General features: G+C 67.5%; 22 protein-coding genes. 8 read left to right on the top strand and 14 right to left on the bottom strand.

The window, feature by feature from the left end; genetic code table 11:
• Window positions 1–70: 70 nt before the first annotated feature.
• From AC1DW3_RS16505 to AC1DW3_RS16480, 6 genes are all read left to right on the top strand, one after another.
• Window positions 71–646, top strand: coding sequence for a PEP-CTERM sorting domain-containing protein (locus AC1DW3_RS16505; protein ID WP_477932800.1), 576 nt, complete (start codon window positions 71–73; stop codon window positions 644–646).
• A complete protein-coding gene (locus AC1DW3_RS16500) occupies window positions 643–3,450 on the top strand; it encodes a pectinesterase family protein (protein WP_477932798.1) in 2,808 nt (935 codons plus the stop codon). The genes AC1DW3_RS16505 and AC1DW3_RS16500 overlap by 4 nt, the downstream gene beginning before the upstream one ends.
• Before the next feature lie 38 nt (window positions 3,451–3,488).
• Window positions 3,489–6,386: a TonB-dependent receptor domain-containing protein gene (locus tag AC1DW3_RS16495; RefSeq protein ID WP_477932796.1), complete on the top strand. Its 2,898-nt coding sequence runs from the start codon at window positions 3,489–3,491 to the stop codon at window positions 6,384–6,386.
• A gap of 2 nt (window positions 6,387–6,388) precedes the next feature.
• On the top strand, window positions 6,389–7,696 hold the full coding sequence (locus AC1DW3_RS16490; protein ID WP_457321433.1) for a pectate lyase family protein: 1,308 nt from the start codon (window positions 6,389–6,391) through the stop codon (window positions 7,694–7,696).
• A complete protein-coding gene (locus tag AC1DW3_RS16485; protein ID WP_477932794.1) occupies window positions 7,693–8,451 on the top strand; it encodes a rhamnogalacturonan acetylesterase in 759 nt (252 codons plus the stop codon). Before AC1DW3_RS16490 ends, AC1DW3_RS16485 begins: the two co-directional genes overlap by 4 nt.
• A 110-nt stretch (window positions 8,452–8,561) precedes the next feature.
• Window positions 8,562–9,920, top strand: a complete 1,359-nt coding sequence (locus tag AC1DW3_RS16480; protein ID WP_477932792.1) for a hypothetical protein — start codon at window positions 8,562–8,564, stop codon at window positions 9,918–9,920.
• A gap of 59 nt (window positions 9,921–9,979) precedes the next feature.
• On the opposite strand, the gene cutA is transcribed toward AC1DW3_RS16480, so the two are convergent.
• The 7 genes from cutA to AC1DW3_RS16445 form a co-directional block, all read right to left on the bottom strand.
• On the bottom strand, window positions 9,980–10,321 hold the full coding sequence (gene cutA / locus AC1DW3_RS16475; protein WP_457326194.1) for a divalent-cation tolerance protein CutA: 342 nt from the start codon (window positions 10,319–10,321) through the stop codon (window positions 9,980–9,982).
• Window positions 10,321–10,962: a hypothetical protein gene (locus AC1DW3_RS16470; protein WP_477932790.1), complete on the bottom strand. Its 642-nt coding sequence runs from the start codon at window positions 10,960–10,962 to the stop codon at window positions 10,321–10,323. Before AC1DW3_RS16470 ends, cutA begins: the two co-directional genes overlap by 1 nt.
• Before the next feature lie 41 nt (window positions 10,963–11,003).
• Entirely contained in the window at window positions 11,004–11,318 is a 315-nt protein-coding gene (locus AC1DW3_RS16465; protein ID WP_457326196.1) for a hypothetical protein, read from the bottom strand.
• 141 nt (window positions 11,319–11,459) lie between these two features.
• Window positions 11,460–12,140: a penicillin-insensitive murein endopeptidase gene (locus tag AC1DW3_RS16460; RefSeq protein WP_477932788.1), complete on the bottom strand. Its 681-nt coding sequence runs from the start codon at window positions 12,138–12,140 to the stop codon at window positions 11,460–11,462.
• 19 nt (window positions 12,141–12,159) lie between these two features.
• Window positions 12,160–12,534 carry a hypothetical protein gene (locus tag AC1DW3_RS16455; RefSeq protein ID WP_477932786.1) on the bottom strand — a complete coding sequence of 125 codons (375 nt, stop codon included), beginning with the start codon at window positions 12,532–12,534 and terminating at the stop codon, window positions 12,160–12,162.
• Window positions 12,535–12,641: 107 nt separating this feature from the next.
• Window positions 12,642–13,064 (bottom strand): hypothetical protein, encoded by a 423-nt coding sequence (locus AC1DW3_RS16450; RefSeq protein ID WP_477932784.1) that lies wholly within the window; start codon window positions 13,062–13,064, stop codon window positions 12,642–12,644.
• A gap of 114 nt (window positions 13,065–13,178) precedes the next feature.
• Window positions 13,179–14,267, bottom strand: a complete 1,089-nt coding sequence (locus AC1DW3_RS16445; protein WP_477932782.1) for a dienelactone hydrolase family protein — start codon at window positions 14,265–14,267, stop codon at window positions 13,179–13,181.
• Window positions 14,268–14,340: 73 nt separating this feature from the next.
• Between AC1DW3_RS16445 and AC1DW3_RS16440 the strand changes: the two genes are divergently transcribed.
• Window positions 14,341–15,102, top strand: coding sequence for a substrate-binding periplasmic protein (locus tag AC1DW3_RS16440; protein WP_477932780.1), 762 nt, complete (start codon window positions 14,341–14,343; stop codon window positions 15,100–15,102).
• A 14-nt stretch (window positions 15,103–15,116) separates the two neighbouring features.
• Here the strand turns inward: AC1DW3_RS16440 and AC1DW3_RS16435 are convergent, their stop codons facing one another.
• The 6 genes from AC1DW3_RS16435 to AC1DW3_RS16410 form a co-directional block, all read right to left on the bottom strand.
• Entirely contained in the window at window positions 15,117–16,448 is a 1,332-nt protein-coding gene (locus AC1DW3_RS16435) for a TRAP transporter large permease (protein WP_477932778.1), read from the bottom strand.
• A complete protein-coding gene (locus tag AC1DW3_RS16430) occupies window positions 16,423–16,917 on the bottom strand; it encodes a TRAP transporter small permease (protein WP_477932776.1) in 495 nt (164 codons plus the stop codon). Before AC1DW3_RS16430 ends, AC1DW3_RS16435 begins: the two co-directional genes overlap by 26 nt.
• Window positions 16,914–17,870: a TRAP transporter substrate-binding protein gene (locus tag AC1DW3_RS16425; protein WP_477932774.1), complete on the bottom strand. Its 957-nt coding sequence runs from the start codon at window positions 17,868–17,870 to the stop codon at window positions 16,914–16,916. Before AC1DW3_RS16425 ends, AC1DW3_RS16430 begins: the two co-directional genes overlap by 4 nt.
• Before the next feature lie 10 nt (window positions 17,871–17,880).
• Window positions 17,881–19,479: a family 43 glycosylhydrolase gene (locus AC1DW3_RS16420; RefSeq protein WP_477932773.1), complete on the bottom strand. Its 1,599-nt coding sequence runs from the start codon at window positions 19,477–19,479 to the stop codon at window positions 17,881–17,883.
• A 70-nt stretch (window positions 19,480–19,549) separates the two neighbouring features.
• A complete protein-coding gene (locus AC1DW3_RS16415; RefSeq protein ID WP_477932771.1) occupies window positions 19,550–20,878 on the bottom strand; it encodes a pectate lyase family protein in 1,329 nt (442 codons plus the stop codon).
• Window positions 20,878–21,834 (bottom strand): sugar kinase, encoded by a 957-nt coding sequence (locus AC1DW3_RS16410; protein WP_477932769.1) that lies wholly within the window; start codon window positions 21,832–21,834, stop codon window positions 20,878–20,880. The genes AC1DW3_RS16415 and AC1DW3_RS16410 overlap by 1 nt, the downstream gene beginning before the upstream one ends.
• Before the next feature lie 203 nt (window positions 21,835–22,037).
• On the opposite strand from AC1DW3_RS16410, the gene AC1DW3_RS16405 reads away from it, so the two are divergent.
• A complete protein-coding gene (locus AC1DW3_RS16405; protein WP_477932767.1) occupies window positions 22,038–23,780 on the top strand; it encodes an aspartyl protease family protein in 1,743 nt (580 codons plus the stop codon).
• Here AC1DW3_RS16405 and AC1DW3_RS16400 read toward each other — a convergent pair.
• Complete coding sequence (locus tag AC1DW3_RS16400) at window positions 23,777–24,415, bottom strand: TetR/AcrR family transcriptional regulator (RefSeq protein WP_477932765.1); 639 nt, start codon at window positions 24,413–24,415, stop codon at window positions 23,777–23,779. The two genes, AC1DW3_RS16405 and AC1DW3_RS16400, sit on opposite strands and share 4 nt — an antisense overlap.
• Window positions 24,416–24,449: the final 34 nt, after the last annotated feature.

Genomic DNA, 24,449 nt, shown 5'->3' with positions numbered 1-24,449 from the left:
TGCAGGTCTCCTGATCCCGAAGAAGAGCCGGCCGCCCTGTGGCGAGACCGGCCTCACCCCGGAGACATTCATGAAGACCTTCAGGACCCTCGCGGTCGCAGCCGCCGCATGGCTGGCCACGATCACTGCCCAGGCGGCCAACGGCCTGCCGGCCGGCACCCTCATCACGGGTCAGGCCAGCGGCGCCAGCACGTCGCTGCTGGGCCTGGACCATGACTTCGAGAACGTGGCGGGCAGCAACACCACCGCGCTGGCCGCGGCCGACCTGGAGTTCCTGACGGGCGACTCCGCGGTAGGCATCGATTTCTTCAGCGACGGCCATGTGCAGGTCTGGAACAACACCGGCTTCAGCAGCCTGGCTGGCAGCTACACGCTGACCTTCAGCTTCGCGGGCTTGAGCGCTCCCATCACCGGCTTCACGGCGCTGGACATGACCGGGGTTGCCGGCGGCAACGTCAGCCTGCAACTGCTGGACCCGCACACCGTCAGCCTGACGCTGAGCAACGTCAACTTCACGGGCGAGTTCGGCAGCTTCACGACGCAGCTCGCCGTCAGCGCCGCGGCCGTGCCCGAGCCCTCCAGCCTCGCGCTGCTGGGGGCGGGCCTGGGGCTGGTTGCCCTGCGCCGCACGAGGAGGGCCGCATGAAACGCTTGCAACGCCTTGGTGGCCTCGCGCTGCTGGCCTTCGGCCTGCAGGCCCAGGCCGTCGACATCGCCCAGCAGACGGCGCCCAGCGACGGCTGGGGCGCCGGCACCGTCGGCGGCAGCGCCGCCACGCCCGAGCACATCTACACGGTGCACAACCGCGCCGAGCTGCTGAACGCGCTGGCCAACGGCGCCAATGCGGCCAAGATCATCAAGGTGGCCGGCACCATCGACATGACCGAGGGCACGCCCTTCGCGAACACGGCCGACCAGAAGGTGAGGGCACGCGTCAAGCTGACGAGCAACACCACGCTGATCGGTGAAGGCCCCGGCGCCGGCTTCGTCAACGCCTGGATAGACATCACCAGTGTCAGCCAGGTCATCGTGCGCAATCTGCACCTCGTCGCGCCCTGCGACGTCGGCCCGATCTGGGACCCGACCGATGGCGCCCTGGGCAACTGGAATTCGCAGTACGACGCCATCGGCATCGTCACCGCCACCCAGGTCTGGATCGACCGCAACACCATCACCGACACGCCCGTCACCGACGACACGCTGCCGGTCGAGAACGGCAAGACCAAGCAGTGCCACGACGGTGCCATCGACATCACCAAGGGGGCGGACCTGATCACCGTCTCCTACAACGTCGTCACGGCGCATGACAAGAGCATGCTGATCGGCGGCTCCGACAGTCTCACCAGCGACCTCGGCAAGCTGCGCATCACCATCGCCAACAACGTCTTCAACGGCGTGACCCAGCGCGTGCCGCGCGTGCGCTTCGGCCAGGTCCACGTCTTCAACAACTACTTCGTCGGCAGCAAGACGGCCAACCCCTATCCGCACTCGTACAGCATCGGCATCGGCAAGCAGGGCAATGTGCTGTCGCACGCCAATGTCTTCGCCATCGACGGCGCAACGGGCTGCGACAGCGTCGTCAGCTACCCGAGCTCCGACCACAGCGGCGCTTTCCAGGACAGTGGCTCCCTCCTCAACGGTGCGCCCCTGGGCGCCTGCACGGTGCAGCCGGGCACGGCCTTCACGCCGGGCTATGTCTTCAAGCCGCGGCCGACGGCCCTGGTCAAGGCCAATGCGCTGGCTCTGGCCGGTGCCGGCAAGGTGACGACGCAGATCAGCGGCAGCGGCAACGTCAGTGACGTCGGCGGCACCCGCTCGCCGGCCGCGAACGAGACCAATGTCCACACCGACACGCGCCTGTCGCTGTCCTTCGACGCGCCGCCCGCCATCGGCACGGCGGGCAAGGTCAATGTCTATCGCGCGAGCGACGACGTGCTGGTGGACAGCATTGATGTCAGCAGCGCGCCGTCCGCCAGCGACACCCAGGTCGTGCTCGCCCGCACCAACCTCGAGATCGACGCCCTCGGCCTGGGTGCCATGCCCGATGGCGCCACGTTCGCGCGCTATGTCTGGTACCGCCCGGTCAGCGTCAGCGGGGCCAAGGCCACGATCAAGCTGCACAGCAACAAGCTGGACTTCGGCACGGCCTATTACGTGACGATGGACGCCTCGGTGTTGAGCGGCAGCATCAAGGGCGCTGCCTTCGCCGGCATCGCCAAGGCCGACAACTGGAAGTTCACGACCCGCGCCGCACCGGCCAGCTTCACCAACCTCAACGTCGACGACAGCGGCACGACGGCCGACTTCCGCACCCTGCAGGGCGCGCTGAACTGGGTCATGAAGAACTGCTCGACGAACAGCCCGCCCGCCAACGGCTGCAACACCGTCGCGACGGCCAAGACCATCCACCTGGGCAATGGCAGCTATCCCGAGCTCAACATCCTGCGCAAGGTGTCCAACCTGAGCATCGTCGGCGAGAGCCGCGATGGGGTGGTGGTGGGCGACGTCAACTTCGAGTCGCTGAACTCGGGCAGCGGTGCCAGCAGCGCATCCGCAGGCGCGGCGCTGAGCACCTCGGGCAAGACCTTGGGCCATCGCGTGCTGGGCGGCGGCCGCGCATCCCTGCTCGTCGAGACGGCCGACCTGCTGACGCTGCAGAACTTCACGCTGCAGAACCCCCATGTGCGCAGCAGCAGCTGGGACAACCAGGCCGAGGCCATCTACTTCAACACCAGCACGACGGCCGCGGCCGCGCGCCTCGTGGCCAAGCAGATGAATTTCTATAGCCAGCAGGACACGCTGCAGCTCAAGGGCTACAACTGGTTCTACCAGTCCCTGGTGGCCGGCAACGTCGACTTCATCTGGGGCAGCGTGATGGCCAGCCTGTTCGAGGATTGCGAGATCCGCTCGGTGGCCGACACGAGCAGCAGTTCGGCCGGCTTCATCCTGCAGTCGCGCGCCACGGCGGGCGACAAGGGCTTTGTCTTCCTGAACAGCCGCCTCACGGCCGAACCCGCCGTCAGCCAGGCCTATCTGGCGCGCAGCGGCGGCACGACGGCGACGACCTATATCGACCACATCGCCTTCGTGAACACCAGGATGGGCTCGCACATCCTGCCCGCCGGCTGGTGCGTGGGCACCGGCACCAGCAAGACCGGTGTCGGCACCGGCGGCTGCGGCAGCAACCCGCCGTCCTGGGCCGGCACGGCCGACGGCGGCACCACCGACACGGTGGGCTGGCGCGAGTTCGGCAGCATGGACCTGAACGGCGCCCCGCTGGACGTCAGTGCGCGTCTGGGCGTGGCCTCGGTCAAGGTCAACAACGTGGCCACCAACCTCGTGCTGGCCAAGCCCCTCGGCTCGTCCACCGGCCTGACCAACCGCGCCGACATCTTCCAGAACTCGACCATCGCCACCGGTGCGCCCGGCGGCTGGGTGCCCGCGCCCTGACCGGGCCGGGCCAAACACACAAGACACCAGGAGACCCCATGAGCATCAAGACCCTGCCATTCCCCGCCCGCCTGACCCTGTGCGCCAGCGCCGTGCTGAGCCTGTGCGCTGCTGCCCAGGCGCAGAGCACTGACGCCCCCGCGACGCTGGAGCGCATCCAGATCACCGGCTCCTCCATCAAGCGCCTGGCCGGCGAGACGGCGCTGCCGGTGTCGGTCATCAAGTCCGAGGAGCTCGAGGCGCGCGGCCACACCGAGCTGAAGGACCTGGTGCTGGAAATGCCGCAGTCCCTGTCCCTGGGCACCAACAGCGGCGCGGCCGGGCCGATGCTCAATCTGCGCGGCCTGGGCCCGATGCGCACGCTGACGCTGCTGAACGGCCGCCGCATGGCCAACGAGCCGCTGCAGGACCAGTACGTCTCCGTCAACGTCATTCCCCGCATGGCGCTGGACCGCGCCGAGACGCTGCGTGACGGCGCCTCGTCCATCTACGGCTCTGACGCCATCGGCGGCGTGCAGAACTTCTGGACCTTCAACAATTTCAAGGGCGCGCGCGTCAAGGCCGAGTGGAACCAGCCCGAGCATTCCGGCGGTGGCGAGACCAAGGCCATCGGCGCCATCGTCGGCACCGGCGATCTCAATGCCGATGGCTGGAATGCCTATATTTCGCTGGACCACCAGCGCAAGTCGGCCCTGTTCAAGATCGACCGCCCGGAGCTGTACGACTACTCGGTGCTGTCGGCCATGGGCCTGGGCCTGGTGCCGGACAACAAGAACCCCAGCCCGATTGCCAACTTCGGCTTCGCGACGGGCGCCAACTCCAACTACAACCCGGCCTATGCGACCGGTTGCGCGGCGCCTTACTCGCTGCCCACCCTGGGCGCCGGCAGCGTCGCCACGCCGGCCACCTATTCGAACGCCGGCTGCTACCGCAACCCCAACTACTACGACGCCATCACCGACGGCAGCGAGATCACCAACGTCTACGGCAAGCTGAGCTGGAAGATCAACAACGACCACGCGCTGACGCTGGAAGGCCTGCACAGCAAGTTCAACGTGCAGAAGTACCGCGGCATGCAGGTGCCCGCCGGCACGGCGCCGGCCACCACCTACAGCATGCCGGCCACCAGCAAGTTCTACCCCGGCAAAGGCATCACGCCGGCCGTCAAGGTGGTGGGCAGCAACACCGGTGCCAACTCGCCGGCGATGTTCCTCGACGCGGCCAAGACGCCCGGCGCGGTCACCGACCTGAACATGAACAACCGGACGATCTTCTTCGTCTGGGGCCCGGCCGAACTCGGCTCGGCCTACCGCAACGACGAGCAGACCAATGACCGCCTGGTGCTGAGCGCAGAGGGCACGGTGGCCGGCTTCGATTACCGCGTCGGCCTGAACTACGGCCGGTCGCTCCGCGACACCCGCGCCGGCGCCGGCTACATCCTCTACTCCAAGGCCCAGGAAGGCTTCACCAAGGGCATCCTGAATCCTTTCGGCCTCCAGGACGCCGAAGGCCTGGAGTACCTCCGCAGCATCGAGGCCAGCGACTACAGCTACCGCGTCAACCGCGCCTACAACCGCAGCGTGGACGCGACGCTGACACGCTCGCTGATGGAGCTCTCCGGCGGCCCGTTGGTGGTGGCGGTGACCGGCGAAGTGCGCCGCGACTCGGCCAAGGTCGAAGCCGCTCCGCTGGACTATGTCGCCAAGAACGCCAACGGCAGCTATGCCATCGACGCCTTCGGCAACGTCACCAAGCACGACCTCGTCGGTGAGACGCCCACCGGCGTGGCGCGCGACCTTGGCCGCAACATCAAGTCGGCGGTCATCGAGGTGGACGCGCCCGTCACCAAGCGGCTGAGCTTCAACGCCGCGGTGCGCTCCGACACCTACAGCGACCTCAAGACGACGACGGTCAACCCCAAGCTGTCGGCCCGCTACCAGGCCCTGGACCAACTGGTGCTGCGTGCCTCGGCCAACACGGGCTTCCGGGCACCGTCCATCATGGACATCCAGAACCCGACGCCCGAGGTTCGCACCCAGGTGATGGACGACCCGGTGCTGTGCCCGAGCGCGACGCCCACCGTCGCCAACACCGGCAACCCGGTCAACGGCTTCACGCGCGACCAGGTCTGCAACCAGACGATGAACTACTGGACCAAGTCGCCCGACAACAGCTTCCTCAAGCCCGAGAAGTCCAAGGGCTGGACGCTGGGCCTGGCGCTGGAGCCCACCAAGGGCCTGCTGCTGACAGCCGACTACTGGGGCATCAAGCTGACCGACATGCTGGGCGCCGTGGCCATCGCCGAGGTGCAGCAGCAGCCGGCCAAGTACGCGACCAACATCATCCGCAAGGCCGACGGCACCATCGACTACATCGTCGCCAGCCAGGCCAACCGCGGCGACACCAGCATCCGTGGCCTGGACCTGTCCATGGCCTACCGCGTGACGGCGCCCATCGGCGAACTCAGCTTCATGCTGGACGGCACCTACTACGAGAGCTATCGCTTCAGCGCCGAGAAGGGCGGCGAGATGCTGAGCAACGTCGGCATCATCACCAACGACGCCCGCTATGGCGGTGCCGGCGTCAACTCCGGCCTGGCCGGCATGCCGCAGATCAACCCGCGCTGGAAGCACACGGCCTCAGTGGGCCTGCGCAACGGCCCGTGGTCGGGCCTGCTCTCGGTGCGCTACAACACCGCGCTGACCGACCTCACGCCGCGCGCCGGCTCCACCATCACGCGCGTCAGCCCCTACAGCCAGTACGGGGCCAGCGTCGCCTACTCGGGCTTCAAGGGGCTCAAGCTCGGCCTGGCGGTCAACAACTTCACCAACGCCAACCCGCCGGTCACGTCCAACACCATCTACACGGGCTACATCACCAGCCTGGCGGATGTGCTGGGCCGCGCCTGGAAGGTCACGGCGGACTACAGCTTCTGAGCATGAACAGACTCTTCGCTTGCCTGCTGGCCGTTGCCGCGCTGCCGGCCGCCGCACAGAACTCCGCGCCGCCCCATGCCGCCATCGTCACCCAGGGCTGGACACAGACCGCGGGCGGCCGCGGCGGGCGCATCGTCAAGGTCACGACGCTGGCGCCCTCCGGCCCCGGCAGCCTGAAGGAAGCCATCGAGGCCAGCGGTCCGCGCATCGTCGTCTTCGAGGTCGGCGGCGTCATCGACATGGGTGGCCAGCCGCTGAAGATCACCCAGCCCTTCCTGACGCTGGCCGGCCAGACGGCGCCCGACCCCGGCATCAGCATCATCAAGGCCGAGACGATGATCTCGACCCATGACGTCGTCGTCCAGCACCTGAGCTTTCGCCCCGGTGAATTCGGCCGGCCCAAGAAGGGCGGCGGCGACCAGGACGGCATCTCCACGCTGGGCGGGGCGCATGACGTCATCGTCGACCACTGCAGCTTCTCCTGGGCGACGGACGAGAACCTCTCCGCCAGCGGCCCGCGCTTCGAGGGCAAGACGGTGGAGGACTGGCGCAAGGGCACGTCGCACCGCATTACCTACAGCCACAACCTCATCTACGAGGGGCTGGGCAACTCGGTTCACGAGAAGGGCGAACACAGCAAGGGCTCGCTGATCCACGACAACACCAGCGGCGTGCTGATCTACGCCAACGTCTATGCCTCCAACCGCCAGCGCAACGCCTTGTTCAAGGGCGGTGCGCAGGGGGCCATGGTCAACAACTACATCTTCAACCCGGGCGATCGCGCCGTGCACTACAACCTCCTCGCCAACGAATGGACCGGCCAGCCCTGGCAGGTCGGCCGGCTGACGCTGGTGGGCAATGCGATGCGCCACGGCCCGAGCACGGTGGCCGGCACGGCCTTCTTCACGATGCTGGGCCAGGGTGACCTGGAACTGCATATGGCCGACAACCTCGCCCACGACGCGCAAGGCCGACCGGTGCCGCTGCTGGGCAACAACGCGCAGACGACGGGCAAGCTCATCGTCATGGCCAAGCCTGAATTGCCTGCCGGCTTGGCCATCCGATCGGCTGCCGATCTGGCGCGCGAACTACCGCCACTGGTCGGTGCGCGGCCCTGGGCGCGCGATCCGCTCGATGCGAGGCTGCTGGCCGACATGGCGAATGGCAAGGGCAAGCTGATCGATTCCGAAGTCGAGAATGCCCTCGGCTACCCGCGCCACGCGACGACGAAGCGCACTTTCAAGCCCGAGGACTGGAACCTCGACGACATGAGTCCCAAGGCCGGCTGGCCTGCCGCCGCGAAACCATGAAGCTGTCTTCCTTCTTCTTCTTCGCCATGCTGCTGACTGGCAGTGCCGTCGCCCAGACGCCTGCCGCTTCCGCGCCGCGTGGCGAGACCACGGCCAATGTCGCCACCGGCCCACGCCTCATCCTCGTCGGCGACTCGACGATGGCGCCGCGCAGCGGCTATGGCAATGCGCTGTGCGCGCGTTTCCAGCAGGTCGCCTGCATCAACCTCGCGCGCGGCGGCCGTTCCAGCAAGAGCTTTCGCGCCGAGGGCCTGTGGGACACGGTGCTGGCGCTGTTGAACGAGCGCGGCGAGACCGGCCAGAAGCAGAAGACCCTGGTGCTGATCCAGTTCGGCCACAACGACCAGCCCGGCAAACCCGGCCGCTCGACCGACTTCGCCACCGAGTTCAGCCCCAACATGGCTGGCTACGTGAAGGACGTGAAGGCCGCCGGCGGCGAGGTGCTGCTCATCACGCCGCTCACGCGCCGCACCTTCAGGGACGGCGAACTCCCCAACGACCTGCGCCCCTGGGCCGAGTCCATCCTCAAGGTGGGCGCGGAGCAGGGTGTGCAGGTGCTGGACCTGAACGCGGTCAGCCATGCCGCTGTGGCCGCCATGGGCCAGGCCGGCGCCGATACGCTGGCCGAAGCGCCGCCGCGCTTTGACCGCACCCATCTCGGGCCGAAAGGAGCGGACCTTTTCTCGGGGCAGGTGATGGAGGGGCTGATCAGGCTCAGGCCGGAACTGGCGAACGCAAAGACGCTGGGGCCGTAGGCGCAAGAGGTAGTTTCAGACGCAGTCCGACTACCTGAGCTGCGTCTCCTCGTTTTGTCGCGAGAGCATGTGTTGCCGGCGTCAGTAGACTACCGACTAGGAGGTCGGCTATGCGACGGCGCTTGTCGGCGGTTTTGAGCTTGGTGTTGATTGGATGTTGGTCAGACTGCTGGGCCGCGGAGTCTTCAGTTCAGCTTCCCGCGGAGGCGGATTTTGTCGAAGCGGTCAAGCATGACCAAACAACCAGAGTCGACTATTGCTTGGCATTGCCCGCGGACTATCCACTACCCACGGCGCGGAGCAAGCTCCGCAAATTCGGCTGGTACGCGGACTATGTCAAGGACGCGGCGCGCGGACCGGATGGCGTCAAGCAGCTCATGGAGCTCGACACGCTGGCGGCAGTCGGCCTCCTGCAGAAGGAAGAGGTTTCCATAGCTGCTGCAGGCTCGTTGCCGCAACCTGCGTGGCGCTATCGACTTACCGCCAAAGGCTGGTCACAACTGGACGATCGCCGCAGTTGTTTCGTGTATGGAAAAGCTTCATATCTGGGGTTCGTTGGCGGAGAGGATTCTCTCGACGGTGAGAGTTCCTTCCGAAGGTCGGTTCGTGTCGGTCTTTCAGGGCCGGACGCCTTGCCAAGCTGGGCACGAGATCCAGGCGTTCAGCAAGCCTTTCCTCAAATTGCGCGACAACTCGAGGGCCAACGCGTCGTCATGAGACTTGAAAGGCGCGACGGTCGATGGAAAAGTGAGGATGAGGGCGAACTGCCGGGCTTGCGCTTCGATTCACTGACTCCGGAAGCAAGGCGCAAATCTCAGACTTACGCAGATCTGCCGGACCCAACGAGATCTGAACTGGAGGGCAAGCTGTCCTTGAGTCCGGAACGGATTTGCCTGGTACTGCCGGGTAAAGGAAGGCTGCCCGTTGACAAGGTATTTCCCGGCGATCGCTATCGCTTTGGCATCTATCTGAATAAACCACAGCGATCGAGTTCCGACGCCGTAGTTGCCAAGACGTTGCCAACGGTCGAGCGTCTTGTAGCGGCGCGTGGACTGGTTCGGCTGCCAGACGAGCAGGTGGTCGATGACGCTGCTGACAAAGGGAAGTCCTTCACTACCGCGGTCTACGCTCTTGCGCCGCAGTTGCAGGCCTTGCTGCAGGACAACTGCATCAGCCTCGGGCCTATCACGCACCAATTCGTCGACATTCAATACAAGAAATTTGACCTCGATCGGCGACGCGTCCCGTCGTTCACGTTCAAAAAAATCCTGCGGCTAAACAGTCCGCCGTCGGTGCTGGCCGAGGCCGCTCTGCAAGCCGCTTGGCCTGACCTCCGCGGTGCCTTGCAACTTGGTTTGGCCTGCATGGGCGAATACGATTTCAAGAAAGACACCCGAGAAACCGGCAGCGGTGCGGCAAGCTGCTGGTACATGTTTGACGGCGACGAAGATCCTGGTTATCGCTGGTAGCCCTATGGCGCCATACCGACGTTTTTGTCCAGGGCAATTTGACTTGGCACTGCGGCCGCCTACGACGCATGCGTATGAGTCAGCGAAGTTGCGATCCAGCTTGCGTATTCGCTCGAAGCGCCTGCTATGGGCACGGCGAAGACTGCAGGCACTTGGTAGGGATGCAATTCCAGAAGCAGCGCCTCGAGCGCCGAATACAGGACTCGTTTCGTCTTGAACATCAGCCGCACCTCGGCCTCGCACTCGATGGCGCCCTGCCAGCGGTAGATGCTGCGGATGGCCTCGGTCTGCACGCAGGCGGCGAGGTGCTGCTCGACGGCGGCGCGGGCCAGGGCATCGGCCTGCTCTTGGCTGGCGACGGTGGTGAAGACGGCCACCAGGTCGGTGTCCCCGGTGTCCATCACCAGATCTTCCACCAGCGCTTGTGGGCCGGCGACGCGACGGTTGAAGCGCCGCCATCTGCGAGAAACCCCTCGCGCAGGGTCTCCAGGCTTTGCGGGTTGACGCTCCWGGCACCGACCACCTCCATCACGTCTTCTTCATGGGCGTAGCGCAGGTCGTTGCGCTCCCAGTAGCTGTCATTGCCAGCCTCGGGGGCGTCAGGGTTGAAGAAGCGATGCCCGAGAGCCATCTCCTCTGGCGTTTGGCCGCCCAAGTCGATCTGGACCTCGCCGCTACAGCCGTTGTAGGTGTAGGCGCGGTTCAGCTCACCATGCGCCGCACGCGCCCACGCATGAGCCTCCACGACCCGGTGACTGGCGAAAAACTGCACCTCGACGCCCAGTTCGACCGACAACTGGGGCAGCTTGCTGGCGAAGACCGGTGGGTTGCCATCCGCCAGATTGAGGAAGCCGCTGCTCATGGCCAGCGTCCAGCCGTTGATGGGGGGCGTGATGAACACCTTGCCGCGATCGCCGTAGCCGGCCGCGATACCGGCCTCGGCGGTTGCGGGCTCGAGCTGCCTGAGCCCCAGGGCACGGGCCACCGCTTCGGTGTTTGGGTTGTGGATGGCGAACCATGCCGTCTTGTAGCCAAAGCTCATGATGGGCCGTCAACCCCGTGCCGAGGGCTGCGACGTTAGCGTCACTTCTTGGCCGCCGGCCTGTGGATCATCGTCCTCTGGAACCAGGCCTCGTTCATGCGCGACAGGAAGTCGGGCGTGATCAGGAAACCGCAGCCATCCCCGATCACGGCCTCGCTGCCACAGTGCGGGCACATGGCGGTCTGCTCGTCGATGGCCTTGGGGTCGTCCATGTTCTGCACCGTCAGTCCCGTCCAGCCGACGATGGCATCGGGCTTGAAGATCTGTACGCAATTGCAGCAGCCGCAGCGCTTGCTCTTCTCGATCTGGGCGTAGTTGTTGGTCGTGTAGCGGTAGGCGGCGAGCAGTTCGTTCATGGTGACAACGGTAAGGGGCGCGGATAGCTGGAGTGTGGGGCCGCGGCTGGGGGAGCGCCATCGCGCTTCTATGGATCCACCCCTGCAGGTCGGGGGCCGGAATGGGCGGGTGCGGCGCCCCGAAGCGCGCTGCTGGCGCCGTCACGGTTTGCAGGGCACCGCGAAGTCGACGTGGTAGTGCTCGTCATGCCTCACCCAGGGCTTGCCCTTCATGAAAGTGACGTGCCGTTCCAGCCAGGCGCCGCGGGGCGTCGCGAACAGGCGGGGCAGATAGGGTCGGTCGAAGATGACCTGGCTGATGCCCAGGCCGCGGGCCGCGGCGGCGCGATGCAGTTGGTAGAGGTGTTCGGCGAGGGCGTTGAAGTCGATCCGGTAGTCGTGCCAGCGGGCCTGGCCGTCGAATTCGATGTCATAGCCGAACTTGTCGCTGACCGCGGTCGGCAAGGGCACCGACTGGCCTTGGGCGTCGCGCACCGGGACGAAGAAGTCCACCGACAAGCCGTTCTGATGGGAGCGATGCGGCCTGAAGCGGCCACCCGACGGCCAGCCCGTCTCGCCGTAGACGTAGTGAACCTCGGGCGTCTGCTTCGCGAGTTCGGCATAGGCCTCGGCCACGATCTCGGCGACCTTGGCGTGCACATGGGTGCGCCCGAGAGAAACGCCGACCTGGCTGTAGGGCGAGAAATTGGGGCCGCTGCGGGGCAGGGCGACGCCAGCTTCCAGGTGGCCCTGGCTGACGCTGCCGTAGCACTGGCTGGCGGCAGCCGGCGCAGGCGCCTGCAACAAGGCAAATGCCGCGGCAAGTACCCATGAGGGCCTCATCGATGCGAGAGGCGTTGCCTCACGAGACGCGGCCGCGTTTCTTCATGGCGCGCCGGCCAGCCATGACGGCAAGCGCGGCAAAGGCGAAGGCGTAGCCGGCCACTTCGAGCTTGGCGAACTGCCTCGTGGCCAACAACGTGCTGGCGATGAAAACAGCGCAGGTGAAGAACAGGGCCGCGATGGCGAACCACAACGCCGGCGTCAGCAGCGAACCGTGTCGATTGGGCCGGTTGAACGTCATCCGCCCGCCCGCCGACACAAGGAAAGCGGCCAGGAGCCCGATGACCGCGCCAACGATCAGCACTGGCGCTTGCATCGTGGCACCGCGGGCCACCAGCTTGAATGCTCCGGCGGCAAATACCGCCCCGAGCATGATGCCCAGGAGCAGGGTCATCGCCCCTATGGCACGCTGAATCCAGAGGCCACCAGGTTGATCGGCAAGCGGGGTTTGGGGGTCGTGGGATACGTGCATTCAATGCCTGTTGTGGCGAGGACTGGACCTCATGCTGGGCGCCCGGGACGGCTTTCCCTTCGCTTCACTCTGGCAGGCCGTCCCGGCGGCGCAAACGACATGAGTGTCTGTCTCGCCGATCGCGCAATGAGCAGGGCGGGCCACAAAAGGGCGTTCGGAAGCCACGGGTCCCAAAAGAGCGCGCTTGCAAACCCGAGACCCAAGAGCACGCCGACGAAGACCAACGCACTCACGCACTGAACCACCTCAGTGCCTACGCGAATCAACGCCAGGCCGGCGCCGAGGACGACGAGCAGTGACCAACCGGCAAAGGGGTCGTTCGCCAGCCGCCACGGCGTGGTCTTCGGCTTCCAGTCTCCGTTGATGCCCAGAGCTGACAAGATGAGCAGTGCTGCCAACAGCAGGGTCAAGACAAGCAATAGGGCCGACCCTCGATGGTTCAAGTGCTTCATGACGCCGACGTTCGCGGTTGCGCTGGAAGGACTATGCCAACAAAGCCAGCGCTGATTGCTGGCCGTCGAGGTGAAAACTCGCCTTGTCGGTGTGCGCCCGGGCCGTGCTGTCCGTCACCGGCTCAGACCCGCCAGCCACGCCGACGCCATTCGCTGCTGCTCTACATCGAACCGGTGCCCGCCCGCCGTCACTCGCGCTTGCAGGCCTTCGGCGCGCCCTCGCGCCGCGGCCAGACGCCCCCAGGCCTGCTGCACCGCATCCCACGGAAACAGCTTGTCCTCCGGTGACCCGAACAGCATCAACGGTCGCGGAGCAATCAGCGCCGCCACGTCCGGGTGATCCAGTTCAGCCGCCAAGCCGGGATGCGCCATGCTGAAGGCCGACTGCCCGACCAGCGTGTGCTCGCCCGGCCGCAGCAGGCCCTCGCGTGTGCACATCCAATGCGCGGCGACGCAGGCCGACACTTCATCGCTGACGGCCGCGAGCTGCCAAGCGCGGAAGGCGCCCATCGAGAAACCCAGCACCGCGACACGCTTCGCATCGACCTCGGGCCTCTCGCGCAGCCAGCGGTGCGACCTGAGGTCATCGCTGGCGATGACGCCCGCCCAGCTGTGGCCGAGCTGCAGCAGGTGGTTGGCCAGGGCCTGCTGGTCGTCGCGGGCGAAGCCGGGGCGGCTGCGATCGCCCCAGCCCAGAGCGTCGATGGCCAGCACCGCGAAGCCGGCGTCCACCAGCGTGTCGCCAACAAACTGGCCGCCGTAGTAGCGCTGCACCCAGGCCTCGGCCGACGGGCTGGGATGCAGAGGCCGGATCAGCTTTTCCTTGCCGATGTCAAAGCGCGCGCCGTGGTCGTGCATCACGAGCACGGCGGGGTGCGGGCCGCGGCCGTGCGGGCGCAGGAAGAGGGCGGGCAGGCGTTCGCCAAGGGCGCCGCGCAGGGTCAGCGCCTGGGCGACGTGGCCGCCGCGGTCCTGCTCGGCCAGCACCTCGGTCGCAAAGCCGCCGCCGTCGTCGCCGGGCAGCAGCATGAGGCGGCGCGCCGTGGCCAGGGCCTCGCGGTGCCAGCCGGGGTCGGGCCGCCAGGCCAGGCGCGGCTGCCAGCGCTGTCGCAGGCGGTCCAGGGTCGCGTCCAGGCCACCGGCTCGCGCGATCAGCGGGGTCGGTGCGAGGGCGGCGAGGAGTTGGCGGCGGTTAACGCTCATGGTCACAGGGGATGCGGGCGCGCGGCGGCTGTGCCAGAGTCGACGCACGGTATTCGTCCAGAACGACAACAAGATGCGCCTGAGCCGCCGTGATGCCCTGATTCTGCTGCCATCGGCCGGCGGCCTGGCTTCGGCTTGGGCAGCAGCGCCGCTGCGCATCGGCTGGGGTGACTATCCACCTTTCCAGCGTGTCGGTCCCACCGGCCCCGTGGGGCTGGATGTGGAGCTGCTGACATTGATGGCGCGCCTGTGCGGCGAGCGTCTCGACTGGCTGCGCATGCCCTGGGCGCGCCAGCTGGCCGACCTGGCCTTGGGAGAGCTGGACCTGATGACTTCGGCCACCTACACGTCGGACCGATTGAGCTTTGCCGAGTACACGCACCCCTACCGCCAGGAACGCGTGGCGCTGATGGCCCTGGCCGGCGCGGCGCCGGCACCGGCGCGGCTGGCGGAGCTCAAGGGCCGGGGCGTGCGCATCGGCACCATCCGCGGCGTCGTCTTCCCGGCGGCAGTGCAGCGCGAGCTGGACGACCCCGAGCTGCAGCGCCTGCTCGTGCCCCTGCATGCCAACGACCTGTCGCTGTCGGCGCTGCGCGGGCGGCGGGTTGACTACGTCATTGACGACCCGGTCACCGTGCTCTACCGCGCGGCCAACGCGCCGGGCGAGGACATCGTTATCGCGCTGGAGCTGGTGGTCAGCCCCGTGCATCTGTTGGTGTCGCGGCGCACACTGGAGCAAAGGCCGGAGGTGATGCAGCATCTCAACCTGGGCCTGCAGCGCGCGCGCCAGTCTGCGGAACGGGCGCAGATCATGAGCCGCTATCCCGGGCTTTAGCCGCTTTAGCCGCTTCAGCCGCCCACCCATTTCGGCAACGCCATCGACAGGAGCGGGATGTAGGTCGCCGCCAGCAGCGTGACCAGCAGCGCGCCGTAGAAGGGCGCGATGGACCGCATGACCTGGCCGACGCTGACGCCGCCGATCGCGCAGCCGACGAACTGCACGCTGCCCACCGGCGGCGTGTTCAGGCCGAGTGCGCAGTTCAGCAGCATGACGACGCCGAACTGCGTCGGGTCCATGCCGGCCTTCATGCAGATGGGCAGGAAGATGGGCGTGCAGATCAGGATGGTGGCCGCCATGTCCAGGAAGGTGCCGAGCACGAACAGCAGCACGTTCACCCACAGGAAGATCAGCCAGGCGTTGTTGCCGCTCATCTGCTCCAGCCATTCGCCAGTCTTCTGCGGCACCTCGTACAAAGCCATGAAGTAGCCGAAGGCGGACGAGATGCCGATCAGCAGCAGCACGACGCCGGTCGTCTTGCAGGCCTTGGCGCAGGCGGCCAGGAAGCCCTTCCAGCTCAAGGACCGGTAGACGACACCGGTGACCAGCAGCGCCCAGCAGACGGCCGTGGCCGCCGACTCGGTGGCCGTAAATACGCCGCTGAGGATGCCACCCAGGATGATGACGATGACCAGCAGCCCGGGCAGCGCCGCCATGAAGGCGGAGAACACCGCCGCCCAGCCCGGGAAGGCGCCATGCGTCGGGTAGCCGCGCTTGCGGGCGACGGCGTAGGCGGCGACGAGGTTGGACAGCGTCAGCAGCAGCGCCGGGATCAGGCAGGCGAGGATGAGGTTGAAGACGCTGACCGCCGCGATGCCGGCCGTGGCCAGCACATAGATGATGAGGTTGTGCGAGGTCGGCATCAACGCACCCACCAGCGCCGCATGGGTGGTGACGTTGACCGCGTAGTCGGCGTCATAGCCCTCGCGCTTCATCAGCGGGATCATCACGGAGCCCATCGCCGACACATCGGCCAGCGGCGAGCCGGCCACACCGCCGAACAGCGTGCAGCCCAGCACATTGCTCATGCCCAAGCCGCCGCGCACATGGCCCACCAGCCGGTTGGCGAAGTTGACGATGCGCTCGGCGATGCCCCCGTGCAGCATCAGCTCGCCGGCAAAGATGAAGAAGGGGATCGCGAGGAAGGAGAAGATCTGCATGCCGCCCACCATCTTCTGGAAGACGATGGCCATCGGCAGATCGGCCGCAAACGCAGTGGCGATGGACGACAGCCCGATGGCAAAGGCCACCGGCACGCCCAGCAGAAGCAGCAGCACGAAGCTGCCGCACATGACCCAAAGTTCGTAACCCTCCACGTCAGACCCCAGCTTCTTCGACGGCATGGCCGCGCCACAGCGCGATCAGGTGCTCGATGCAGAACAACACGATGAGCACGCCGGAGATGACCAGCGGCAGATAGTCCAGCCCTTCGGACACGCCCAGCATGGGCTTGGGTTCGGCCCATTTCAGCGTCAGCCACTCCCAACCGGCCACGGCCATCAGGATGGCGAAGGCGAGCACGCAGACATGGATGAGCCCCTCGGCGACGCGCTGCGCGGCCTTGGGCAGCAGCACGACGATGGACTCCATGCCGAGGTGGCCCGCATCGCGCACGCCCACCGCCACGGCCAGCGCCGTGATGTAGAGCACCAGCATGAGCGCGAAGGGCTCGGTCCACGTCGGCGAGTCGTTGAGCAGGTAGCGGCCGATCACCTGCCATTGCACGCAGACGATGAGCACGACGAGGCCCAGCACGGCCAGGCGCAGCGACCAGCGCGACAGCGCCGCGCAAAGCTTGGTGTACGCCGTCATTTGATGTCTTGAACAGCCTTGACCAGCTTTTGCAGATCCGGCGTGTTGACGAACTTGGCGAGCACCGGCTGCATGGCCTGGCGGAAGGGTTCGCGGTCGACGGTGACGATCTCGGTGCCGGCGGCCTTGACGGCGGCCAGCGCCTTGGCCTCCTGTGCATCCCACAACTGGCGCTGCACGGCGACCGACGCCTTGGCGGCGTCGCGCAACTGGGCCTGCTGCTCGGGCTTGAGCTTGTCCCAGACCTTCTTGCTGATGAAGAGGGCGTCGGGCGTCATCGCGTGCTCGGTGCGGCTGTAGAACTTGGCCGCCTCGAAGTGGCGGAAGCCTTCGTAGCTGGGGATGTTGTTCTCGGCCGCGTCGATGAGGCCGGTCTTCAGGCCGGTGTAGACCTCGCCTGGCGGCATGGGCGAGGGGTTCGCACCGAGGGCCGTCATCGCGGCGACCGACAGGTCGCTCTGCTGCACGCGGATCTTCAGGCCCTTGGTGTCTGCCAGCGTCCTGACGGGCTTGCGCGCGTAGATGGAGCGCGAGCCGGAGTCGTACAGCGCCAAGCCCACCATGCCCTGGTGCTCGCAGGCCTTGAGGATCTCCTCGCCGGGCGCGCCGTCGTAGGCCTTGCGCATATGGGCCGTGTCGCGGAACAGGAAGGGCAGGGACGGCACCAGCGTCTTGGGGCACATGGCAGCCAGCGGCGCGAGGTTGACGCGCGTCATCGCCAGTGCGCCGAGCTTGACCTGGTCGATGGTCTCCTTCTCGCTGCCCAGGGCGCCCTTGTTGAAGACCTTGACCGTCAGCGTGCCGCCGCTGCTCTTGGCCAGCAACTGGCCGAGGTGCTTGACGGCGGCAACGGTGGGGTAGTCGTCGCTGTTGTGCACGTCGGCGGACTTGAGCTCCAGGGCCTGCGCGGCAGGCATGGCGAGCAGGGCCGCGATGAGGGGGAGGAACTTCATGTCTTGTCTCCTAGTCGAGGGCGCGGTAGCGCAGGTTCGAGAAGCGGGCTTCGCCGCTGCCGGCCGCGTAGATCGCTGGCCGCAGGCTGGCGAAGCCGCCCGCGGTGTTGTGGTGGTAGCCGGTCACGTCCATCTGCACCGGGAACTTGGTCCAGGGCTGGGTCGCGTCGGCGCGGCTGAACAGCGTCAGCACATGGCGCACGCAGCGCAGCTTGAGCTGCATCCTGCGCGCCATGCCTACGGGCTTCGGGACGGCGCGGATGTCCTGGCCGTAGCGGTGCAGCTGAAAGCTCTTGGCGTTGGCGCCCATGCCGGCGTACAGGCGCGGGCTGTAGAACATGACGAGGCCGGCCTGCACGCCTTCGTCGAAATCGAGATCGAATTCGACTTCGAAGGCCGGGTCGCCCTGGATGAAGCCGAGCGGCGCGCTGTCGCCCGGGCCCTTGCCCGGCGTGGCGCGCAGGTACAGCCTGCCGTCGGCCACGCGGGCGCGTGCTGCCTGGCCGCTGCCGCTGAGGAACTGCCAGTGGGGCTTAAGCGAGTTGCCGGCAAAGTCATCTGACAGCGGCAGGCCATGCGGCACGGCGCTGCCGCCCTTGGGCTTGGCCAGCGGCAGGCCATCGTCGGCGTCGACATGGAACCAGCCATCGGCGCTGAAGCGCGCCGGCGCCAGCAGCATCTGCCGGCCCAGGGTATGGAAGCCGTTCTCGTAGCCGTGATACAGCATCCACCAGTCGCCTGCGGGCCCCTGCACCAGGCTGCCGTGGCCGCGCGACCACCAGCGCTCGCGGGTGGAGCGGGTGCGCATCAGCGGGTTGTGCGGCGCCTGTTCCCAGGGGCCGGCGAGCGTGCGGCTGCGCGCGGCGATGACCATGTGGCCGGTGGGTGGCCCGGCCGTGCCGCCGACGGCCAGCAACATATGCCACCAGCCGCCGTGGCGCAGCATCTTGGGCCCTTCGGGCGAAAAGCTCTCCACGTCCCAGTCGTCCGGATAGCGCCAGGGGTCGTAGACATGCTCGATGGGGCCGGCCAGCTTCAGGCCGTCGTCGCTGAGGCGCACGCGGTCGCCGCCGGACAGGAACAGCCAGCGCTGCCCCTTCTCGTCGGCAACATGAGTGGGATCGATGTGCTTGCTCAGCCCGAGCGGCACCGGCTTGGACCACGGCCCCTCGATGCGATCGGCCCAGCTGACGAGGATGTCGTTCGGCGCCGCCTTGACCGGCAGATAGAGGTAATAGCGATCGCCGTGCTTGCACAGGTCCGGCGCCCAGACGCTGCCCACCGCCTCGTGCAGGGCGTTGGCCACCGGCTGCCAGTTGACGAGGTCGTGCGAATGCCAGACCAGCAGGCCGGGCACGGCCTCGAAGCTGGAATGGGTCAGGTAGTAGTCATCGCCGTCCTTCAGTACCGAGGGATCGGGCCGGTCGCCGGCGAGCACGGGGTTCAGGAAGCGGTTGTCACCCAGGTCGGCCCTGCGCTGGCCTTCCACGCCCTTGGGCCAGGGCGTGCACGGCGGCAGATAGGGCTGGCCAGGCGCGTCGGCGCAGTCGGTGGCGAATGCGGGTGGCGCCGCAAGCAGTGCAAGCAGCTCGCGGCGTAGCAGGGTCATCGGGCACCCTTCGCGCTGCGCGCTGTCCCGCCGAGCGGGAGCTGAGCTCCTTCGGGCGGCCGTGCGGAGCTCACTTCGAGACCTGTGTGAACAGCGAGGGCCAGCCCGCCTTCGGCGCCATGTCGGCGAGATTCCAGTCGGCCTCGACAAAGGCGCGCTGCGTGGGCTTGCGCTTGGGCAGGCCGTCGGGGTTGTTCTGGGTCTCGTCGTCGATGAGCTGGCCGCGGTCTTCGGCGACGTCGGAGAGCTGCTTGAAGTCCAGCGGGTCGCGCGCCCAGGGGCGCGAGCCGACGTACAGCGGCAGCAGCTTCTCCAGCTCGCGCGGCGGCACCCAGCTCAGGCCGGCGGGCAGATAGGGCTGGCGCACCGGCACGATCTCGGCGCTGGTCGTGTAGCGGCCTGTCAGCGGCAGCGGCTGACCCTGGCGGTCGACGGCGATGTTGTCCTGTTCGTAGAGCTGCACATCGCCCACGCCRCCGAGCGTGAACATCGGCAGGTTGCGCTCGGTTCCCGGGCCGGCGCGGTAGACGTTGCCGGCCAGCGTGATCTTGCCGACCTGGTAGGGGCGGCCCACCCACTCGTGGGCGATGAGGTTGTAGTGGACGGCGCGCCAGCCGGGGTTGTAGATCAGGTTGTTGACCATGGCGCCCCAGACACCGCCCTTGAACAGCGCATTGCGCTCGCGGTTGGAGGCGTAGACATTGCCCAGCAGCAGGATCTGCGTCGCGTTGTCGTGGATCAGCGAACCCTTGCTGTGCTCGCCCTTGATGTGCACGGCTTCGTTCAGGCCCTCGTAGATGAGGTTGTGGCTGTAGGTGATGGCATGCGAGGTGTGGGCGCGCCAATCGTCGGGCGTGGCGCCCTCGAAGCGGTGTCCACCCACGGAGAGGTTCTCGTCGGTCGCCCACGAGAAGCTGCAGTGGTCGACGATGACGCGCTCGGCGCCGTCGCCGGTGGAGAAGCCGTCATGGTCGTTGCCGCTGCGCTTGGCACGGCCGAAGGCGCCGGGGCGGATGCTGATGTGCTGCAGGATGACGTCCTTGGCGAACACCTCCAGCTCGCCCTTGACGAGGGTGATGCCCGGATCGGGTGCGGTCTGCCCGGCGATGGTGATCTTGCCTTCGCGCAGCTTCACGCTCTTGCCGCCCAGGTCGATGACGCCGCCGACCTCGAAGACGACGATGCGCGGGCCGCGCGTCTCCAGGGCCGCTGTCAGGCTGCCTGGGCCTTCTGCAGCCAGCGTCGTCACGCGGATGATCTTGCCGCCCTGGCCGCCGGTGGTCTGCGCCCAGCCGGCGTGCACATAGGTGGCGGGGTGCAGGGGAGGCGTGGCGGTCTGCGCGTGGCAGAGGCCCGGGAGCGTGGCCAAGGGCAGGGCCAGGGTCAAGAGGAGTCGCATCAGCTTCCGATCAGGTCTTGCATGGCTTCACGAGGGATCAGGGCGCCCGGGTGTTGGATGACGCGGGCCGCGAGCCGGTTGCCGAAGGCCGCGCCTTCCACCGGCGTGGCGCCGCGCAGGCGCTGGCTCAGATAGCCGGCCGCGAAGGAGTCGCCGGCAGCCGTCGTGTCGACGACGCGTGGCACGGCCTCGGTGGCCACGTCCTGCCAGACCTGGTTGAGGCCGACGCGCGTCGACAGCGCACCCCGCTTGATCGCGATCTCGGCCACCGGCAGCGCCTGGGCCTGGGCCACCGCGGCGTCGAGGTCACCCAGTCCATGCAGGGCCTGGTGATCGTCGGCGGTGATGAGGGCCACGCTGGCGGCCGCGAAGGCGCGCTGGTACCAGTAGCGCGCATCGGCGACCGAGTCCCACAGCCGCGGCCGGAAGTTGTTGTCGAAGGCCACCAGCGCGCCGCGCGCGCGCATACGGGCCATCAGCGCCAGCACGCGTTCACGGCCGGCCTGCGGCAGGATGGCCAGGCTGATGCCCGACAGATAAAGAGCGTCCAGGCCATCGGCCTGCTCCTCCAGCGCCGTGGTCCCCGCGTCGAAATAGGCGCGTGCCGCCGCCTGGCCGCGCCAGTAGTGGAAGCGCCGCTCGCCGCCCTCGTCCAACTCGATCAGGTAAAGGCCCGGCACGCGACCCGGCAGCCGCTGCACGAGGCCGGTCAGCACGCCTTCCGCGGCCCAGCGCTCCAGCAGGCCGCTGCTCAAGGAGTCGTCGCCGAGGGCCGTCGCATAGTGAACGCGCAGGTTGTCGCCGCCGCAACGGGCCAGGTAGACGGCGGTGTTCAGCGTGTCGCCGCCAAAGCTCTGGCGCAGTTGGCCGAAAGCCTGGCCCTGCAGTTCCAGCATGCATTCGCCCAGCGCGGCGATGGACACCGGCCGGGCGGCGACCGAGGGAAATGTGTTCACGGATGAAAAATGAAACAGCGGTTCAATAAAGATAGCTTACCCGGTTCATTTCGGGCCACATGGTTTACCCCGGCTGGCGCTGCGGTCGCCCCGACCTCGCCCGGCCTGCCTTAGAGTGCGCGCCGCGCGCTGAAAGGCGTGCGAGATCGAGAATCCAGGGGGAGCAGATGAAGATGAACCGAGTGCGCGCTGCATGAGCGCTGTTGGCTGCGGCCTTGACCGCCGCGCCGGCTTGGGGTGATTGCAAGCTCAGCAAGCTGGAGATCCCGGTCCGCATCGTCAACCATCGCCCGATCGGCACGCTGAACCTGAACGGCACCGAAGTGCCCATGCTGATCGACAGTGGCGCCTTCTACAGCTTCCTGACGCCGTCGGTGGCGGCCCAGCTCAATCTGCGGCTGAGGAGCCTGCCCGCCGGCCTGCGCATCTGGGGCTATACCGGCGCCGTCGAAGCGCGGGCGACGCGCGTGGAAAAGGTGATTTTCCAGGGCACCACACTCAACAACGTCGAGTTCATCGTCGGCGGCAACGAGCTGGGTTCGGGCATCCAGGGCGTCCTGGGGCGCAATTTCCTGTCCATGGCCGACGCTGAATATGACCTGGCCCACGGCGTCGTGAGGCTGATGTTCCCCAAGGGCGATTGCGACAAGACCAACTTTGCCTATTGGGCCGGCGAGGCGCCCATCATCGTGCTGCCGCTGGAGGGGGGCGTGCGTGGCAATGACACAGCCATCCAGGTGACCGCCCGGGTCAACGACCGGGAGGTGAGGGCGCTGCTGGACACCGGCGCGCCGCGCACCTCGCTGAAGCTGCGCACGGCCAAGAATGCCGGCGTGAAGGAGTCCGACCTCACGGAAATCGGCCGAGTCGGCGGCGCCGGCTCGGGCAAGGCAAAGGCGTGGACCGGGCCGATCGAGACCTTCGAGTTCGGCGGCGAGAAGATCCACAACAGCCAGTTCGTCATCGATGAGGCCAGCGGGGCCGACCAGGACATGCTGCTGGGCCTGGACTATTTCCTGTCGCATCGCATCTATGTGTCGCGCCTGCAGCGCAAGCTCTACGCGACCTGGAACGGCGGCGCGGTGTTTGCACGCACCACGTCCGGCCAGTACGACGCGCGCTATGCGGCGCGGCCTGATGAGATCTCGGCCGACGACGCGGTCGCCCTTGCGCGGCGCGGCGAGGCCTCGGCGGCCCGCGGTGAGTACGAGCGCGCGCTGGAGGACCTGAACCGCGCCTGCGAACTCGAACCCCTTGTCGAGGCTCACTTCCTGGCGCGGGCGCGGGTGCATCTCTCCATGCGCCAGTTCGCCAAGGCCCAGGCCGACCTCGACGAAGCCCTGCGCCTGCACCCTGCGCTGGACGAGGCCCTGGCCCTGCGCGCATCGTTGCGCGTGTCCAAGGGCGAGCGCGACGGCGCGCTGGCCGACTTGAGGGCCCTGGACGCCGCGCTGCCACCGTCTTCGCATCTGCGTGCCGGCATGGGCGACGTCTACGCCAGCCTGGAGCTCGTGCCCGAAGCCCTGCGCCAGTGGGAGCTGTGGATGCCCAGCCATCGCTCGGACACCAGCATGGCCCGCGTGCTCAACAACCGCTGCTGGCTGCGCGTGCGCCTGGCCCTGGACCTGAAACTGGCCCTGGACGATTGCAAGGAGTCCGTGAGCCTGGACGGCGGCGCCGTGTCGGCCCGCGCGAGCCTGGGCTGGGCCTATCTGCGCCTGGACGACGCGTCGCGCGCCCTCAAGGCCTTCGATGCGGCCATCGAGATCAAGCCCCTGCCCATGGCCCTCTACGGCCGCGCCCTGGCGCAACGCCGGCTGGGCAACGAGGACGCCGCCCGGCGCGACCTGGAGGCCGCGCGCAAGCAAAGGCGCCGCATTGACGACGAGGTGCGCAAGCAGGGCCTGCCCGTGGCGGAAGACGCGCCGGCGGCGGCGGGCTCCTAGGCCGCAATGCCCCGCCAGGCCGCCTCGGCCAGCAGCCCGGCATAGGTCGTCGGCCTGGCCGCGCGGCGCCCGGCCAGCCAGCCGCGGCAGTAGGACTCGGCACCGCCAAGCACCAGGGCTGGGATCAGATCGGCCGGCAGCTCGGTGATGAGGCCGGCGCGCACGCCCTCGGCCAGGCGCGCGTCGATGGGCGCATAGCGCGCTTCCAGGCGCGCCACCAGCTCGGCGCCATACGGCCCCTGCGCCACGGTCTCGCGCGCCATGAAGAGAAAGGCCGCCAGTTCGGGCAGGGCCGTCACCCAGTCGACATAGGCGACCACCAGTTCGGCCACGACGGCATGTGCGTCGGGCGCAGCTTCGGTGCGCGCCGCGATGGCGCGGCTCTGGTCGTCGAAACCGGCGAAGAAGAGGGCGGCGGCCACGCCCTCCTTGTTGCGGAAGTGGTGGTAGATCGTGCCCACGCTCTGGCCACTGCGCCGGCGCAGGTCCTCGATGGTGGCGGCCTCGATGCCGCGGGCATTGAAGCAGGGCAGGGCGTGCGCCAGCACCGCGCGCCGGCTGGCGCCGCGCTCACCGGGCGAAGCGAGCGCCAGGACCGCTTCAAGACGGCTGGTGGAACCTCGGGGCATCTTCATTAGAACAATATTCTAGAATCGTTCGGCGACCACG

The sequence above is a fragment of the Roseateles sp. P2_H4 genome (assembly GCF_056403315.1).
The sequence above is the reverse complement of the archived record's forward strand: the minus strand, read 5'-3'. Positions and strand labels throughout refer to the sequence as shown.

Bases quoted from the DNA above. Each gene is read 5' to 3' on its own strand.
- AC1DW3_RS16505 (WP_477932800.1), top strand. From the start codon at position 71: ATGAAGACCTTCAGGACCCTCGCGGTCGCAGCCGCCGCATGGCTGGCC.
- AC1DW3_RS16500 (WP_477932798.1), top strand. From the start codon at position 643: ATGAAACGCTTGCAACGCCTTGGTGGCCTCGCGCTGCTGGCCTTCGGC.
- AC1DW3_RS16495 (WP_477932796.1), top strand. From the start codon at position 3,489: ATGAGCATCAAGACCCTGCCATTCCCCGCCCGCCTGACCCTGTGCGCC.
- AC1DW3_RS16490 (WP_457321433.1), top strand. From the start codon at position 6,389: ATGAACAGACTCTTCGCTTGCCTGCTGGCCGTTGCCGCGCTGCCGGCC.
- AC1DW3_RS16485 (WP_477932794.1), top strand. From the start codon at position 7,693: ATGAAGCTGTCTTCCTTCTTCTTCTTCGCCATGCTGCTGACTGGCAGT.
- AC1DW3_RS16480 (WP_477932792.1), top strand. From the start codon at position 8,562: ATGCGACGGCGCTTGTCGGCGGTTTTGAGCTTGGTGTTGATTGGATGT.
- cutA (WP_457326194.1), bottom strand. From the start codon at position 10,321: ATGGACACCGGGGACACCGACCTGGTGGCCGTCTTCACCACCGTCGCC.
- AC1DW3_RS16465 (WP_457326196.1), bottom strand. From the start codon at position 11,318: ATGAACGAACTGCTCGCCGCCTACCGCTACACGACCAACAACTACGCC.
- AC1DW3_RS16460 (WP_477932788.1), bottom strand. From the start codon at position 12,140: ATGAGGCCCTCATGGGTACTTGCCGCGGCATTTGCCTTGTTGCAGGCG.
- AC1DW3_RS16455 (WP_477932786.1), bottom strand. From the start codon at position 12,534: ATGACCCTGCTCCTGGGCATCATGCTCGGGGCGGTATTTGCCGCCGGA.
- AC1DW3_RS16450 (WP_477932784.1), bottom strand. From the start codon at position 13,064: ATGAAGCACTTGAACCATCGAGGGTCGGCCCTATTGCTTGTCTTGACC.
- AC1DW3_RS16445 (WP_477932782.1), bottom strand. From the start codon at position 14,267: ATGAGCGTTAACCGCCGCCAACTCCTCGCCGCCCTCGCACCGACCCCG.
- AC1DW3_RS16440 (WP_477932780.1), top strand. From the start codon at position 14,341: ATGCGCCTGAGCCGCCGTGATGCCCTGATTCTGCTGCCATCGGCCGGC.
- AC1DW3_RS16435 (WP_477932778.1), bottom strand. From the start codon at position 16,448: ATGCCGTCGAAGAAGCTGGGGTCTGACGTGGAGGGTTACGAACTTTGG.
- AC1DW3_RS16430 (WP_477932776.1), bottom strand. From the start codon at position 16,917: ATGACGGCGTACACCAAGCTTTGCGCGGCGCTGTCGCGCTGGTCGCTG.
- AC1DW3_RS16425 (WP_477932774.1), bottom strand. From the start codon at position 17,870: ATGAAGTTCCTCCCCCTCATCGCGGCCCTGCTCGCCATGCCTGCCGCG.
- AC1DW3_RS16420 (WP_477932773.1), bottom strand. From the start codon at position 19,479: ATGACCCTGCTACGCCGCGAGCTGCTTGCACTGCTTGCGGCGCCACCC.
- AC1DW3_RS16400 (WP_477932765.1), bottom strand. From the start codon at position 24,415: ATGAAGATGCCCCGAGGTTCCACCAGCCGTCTTGAAGCGGTCCTGGCG.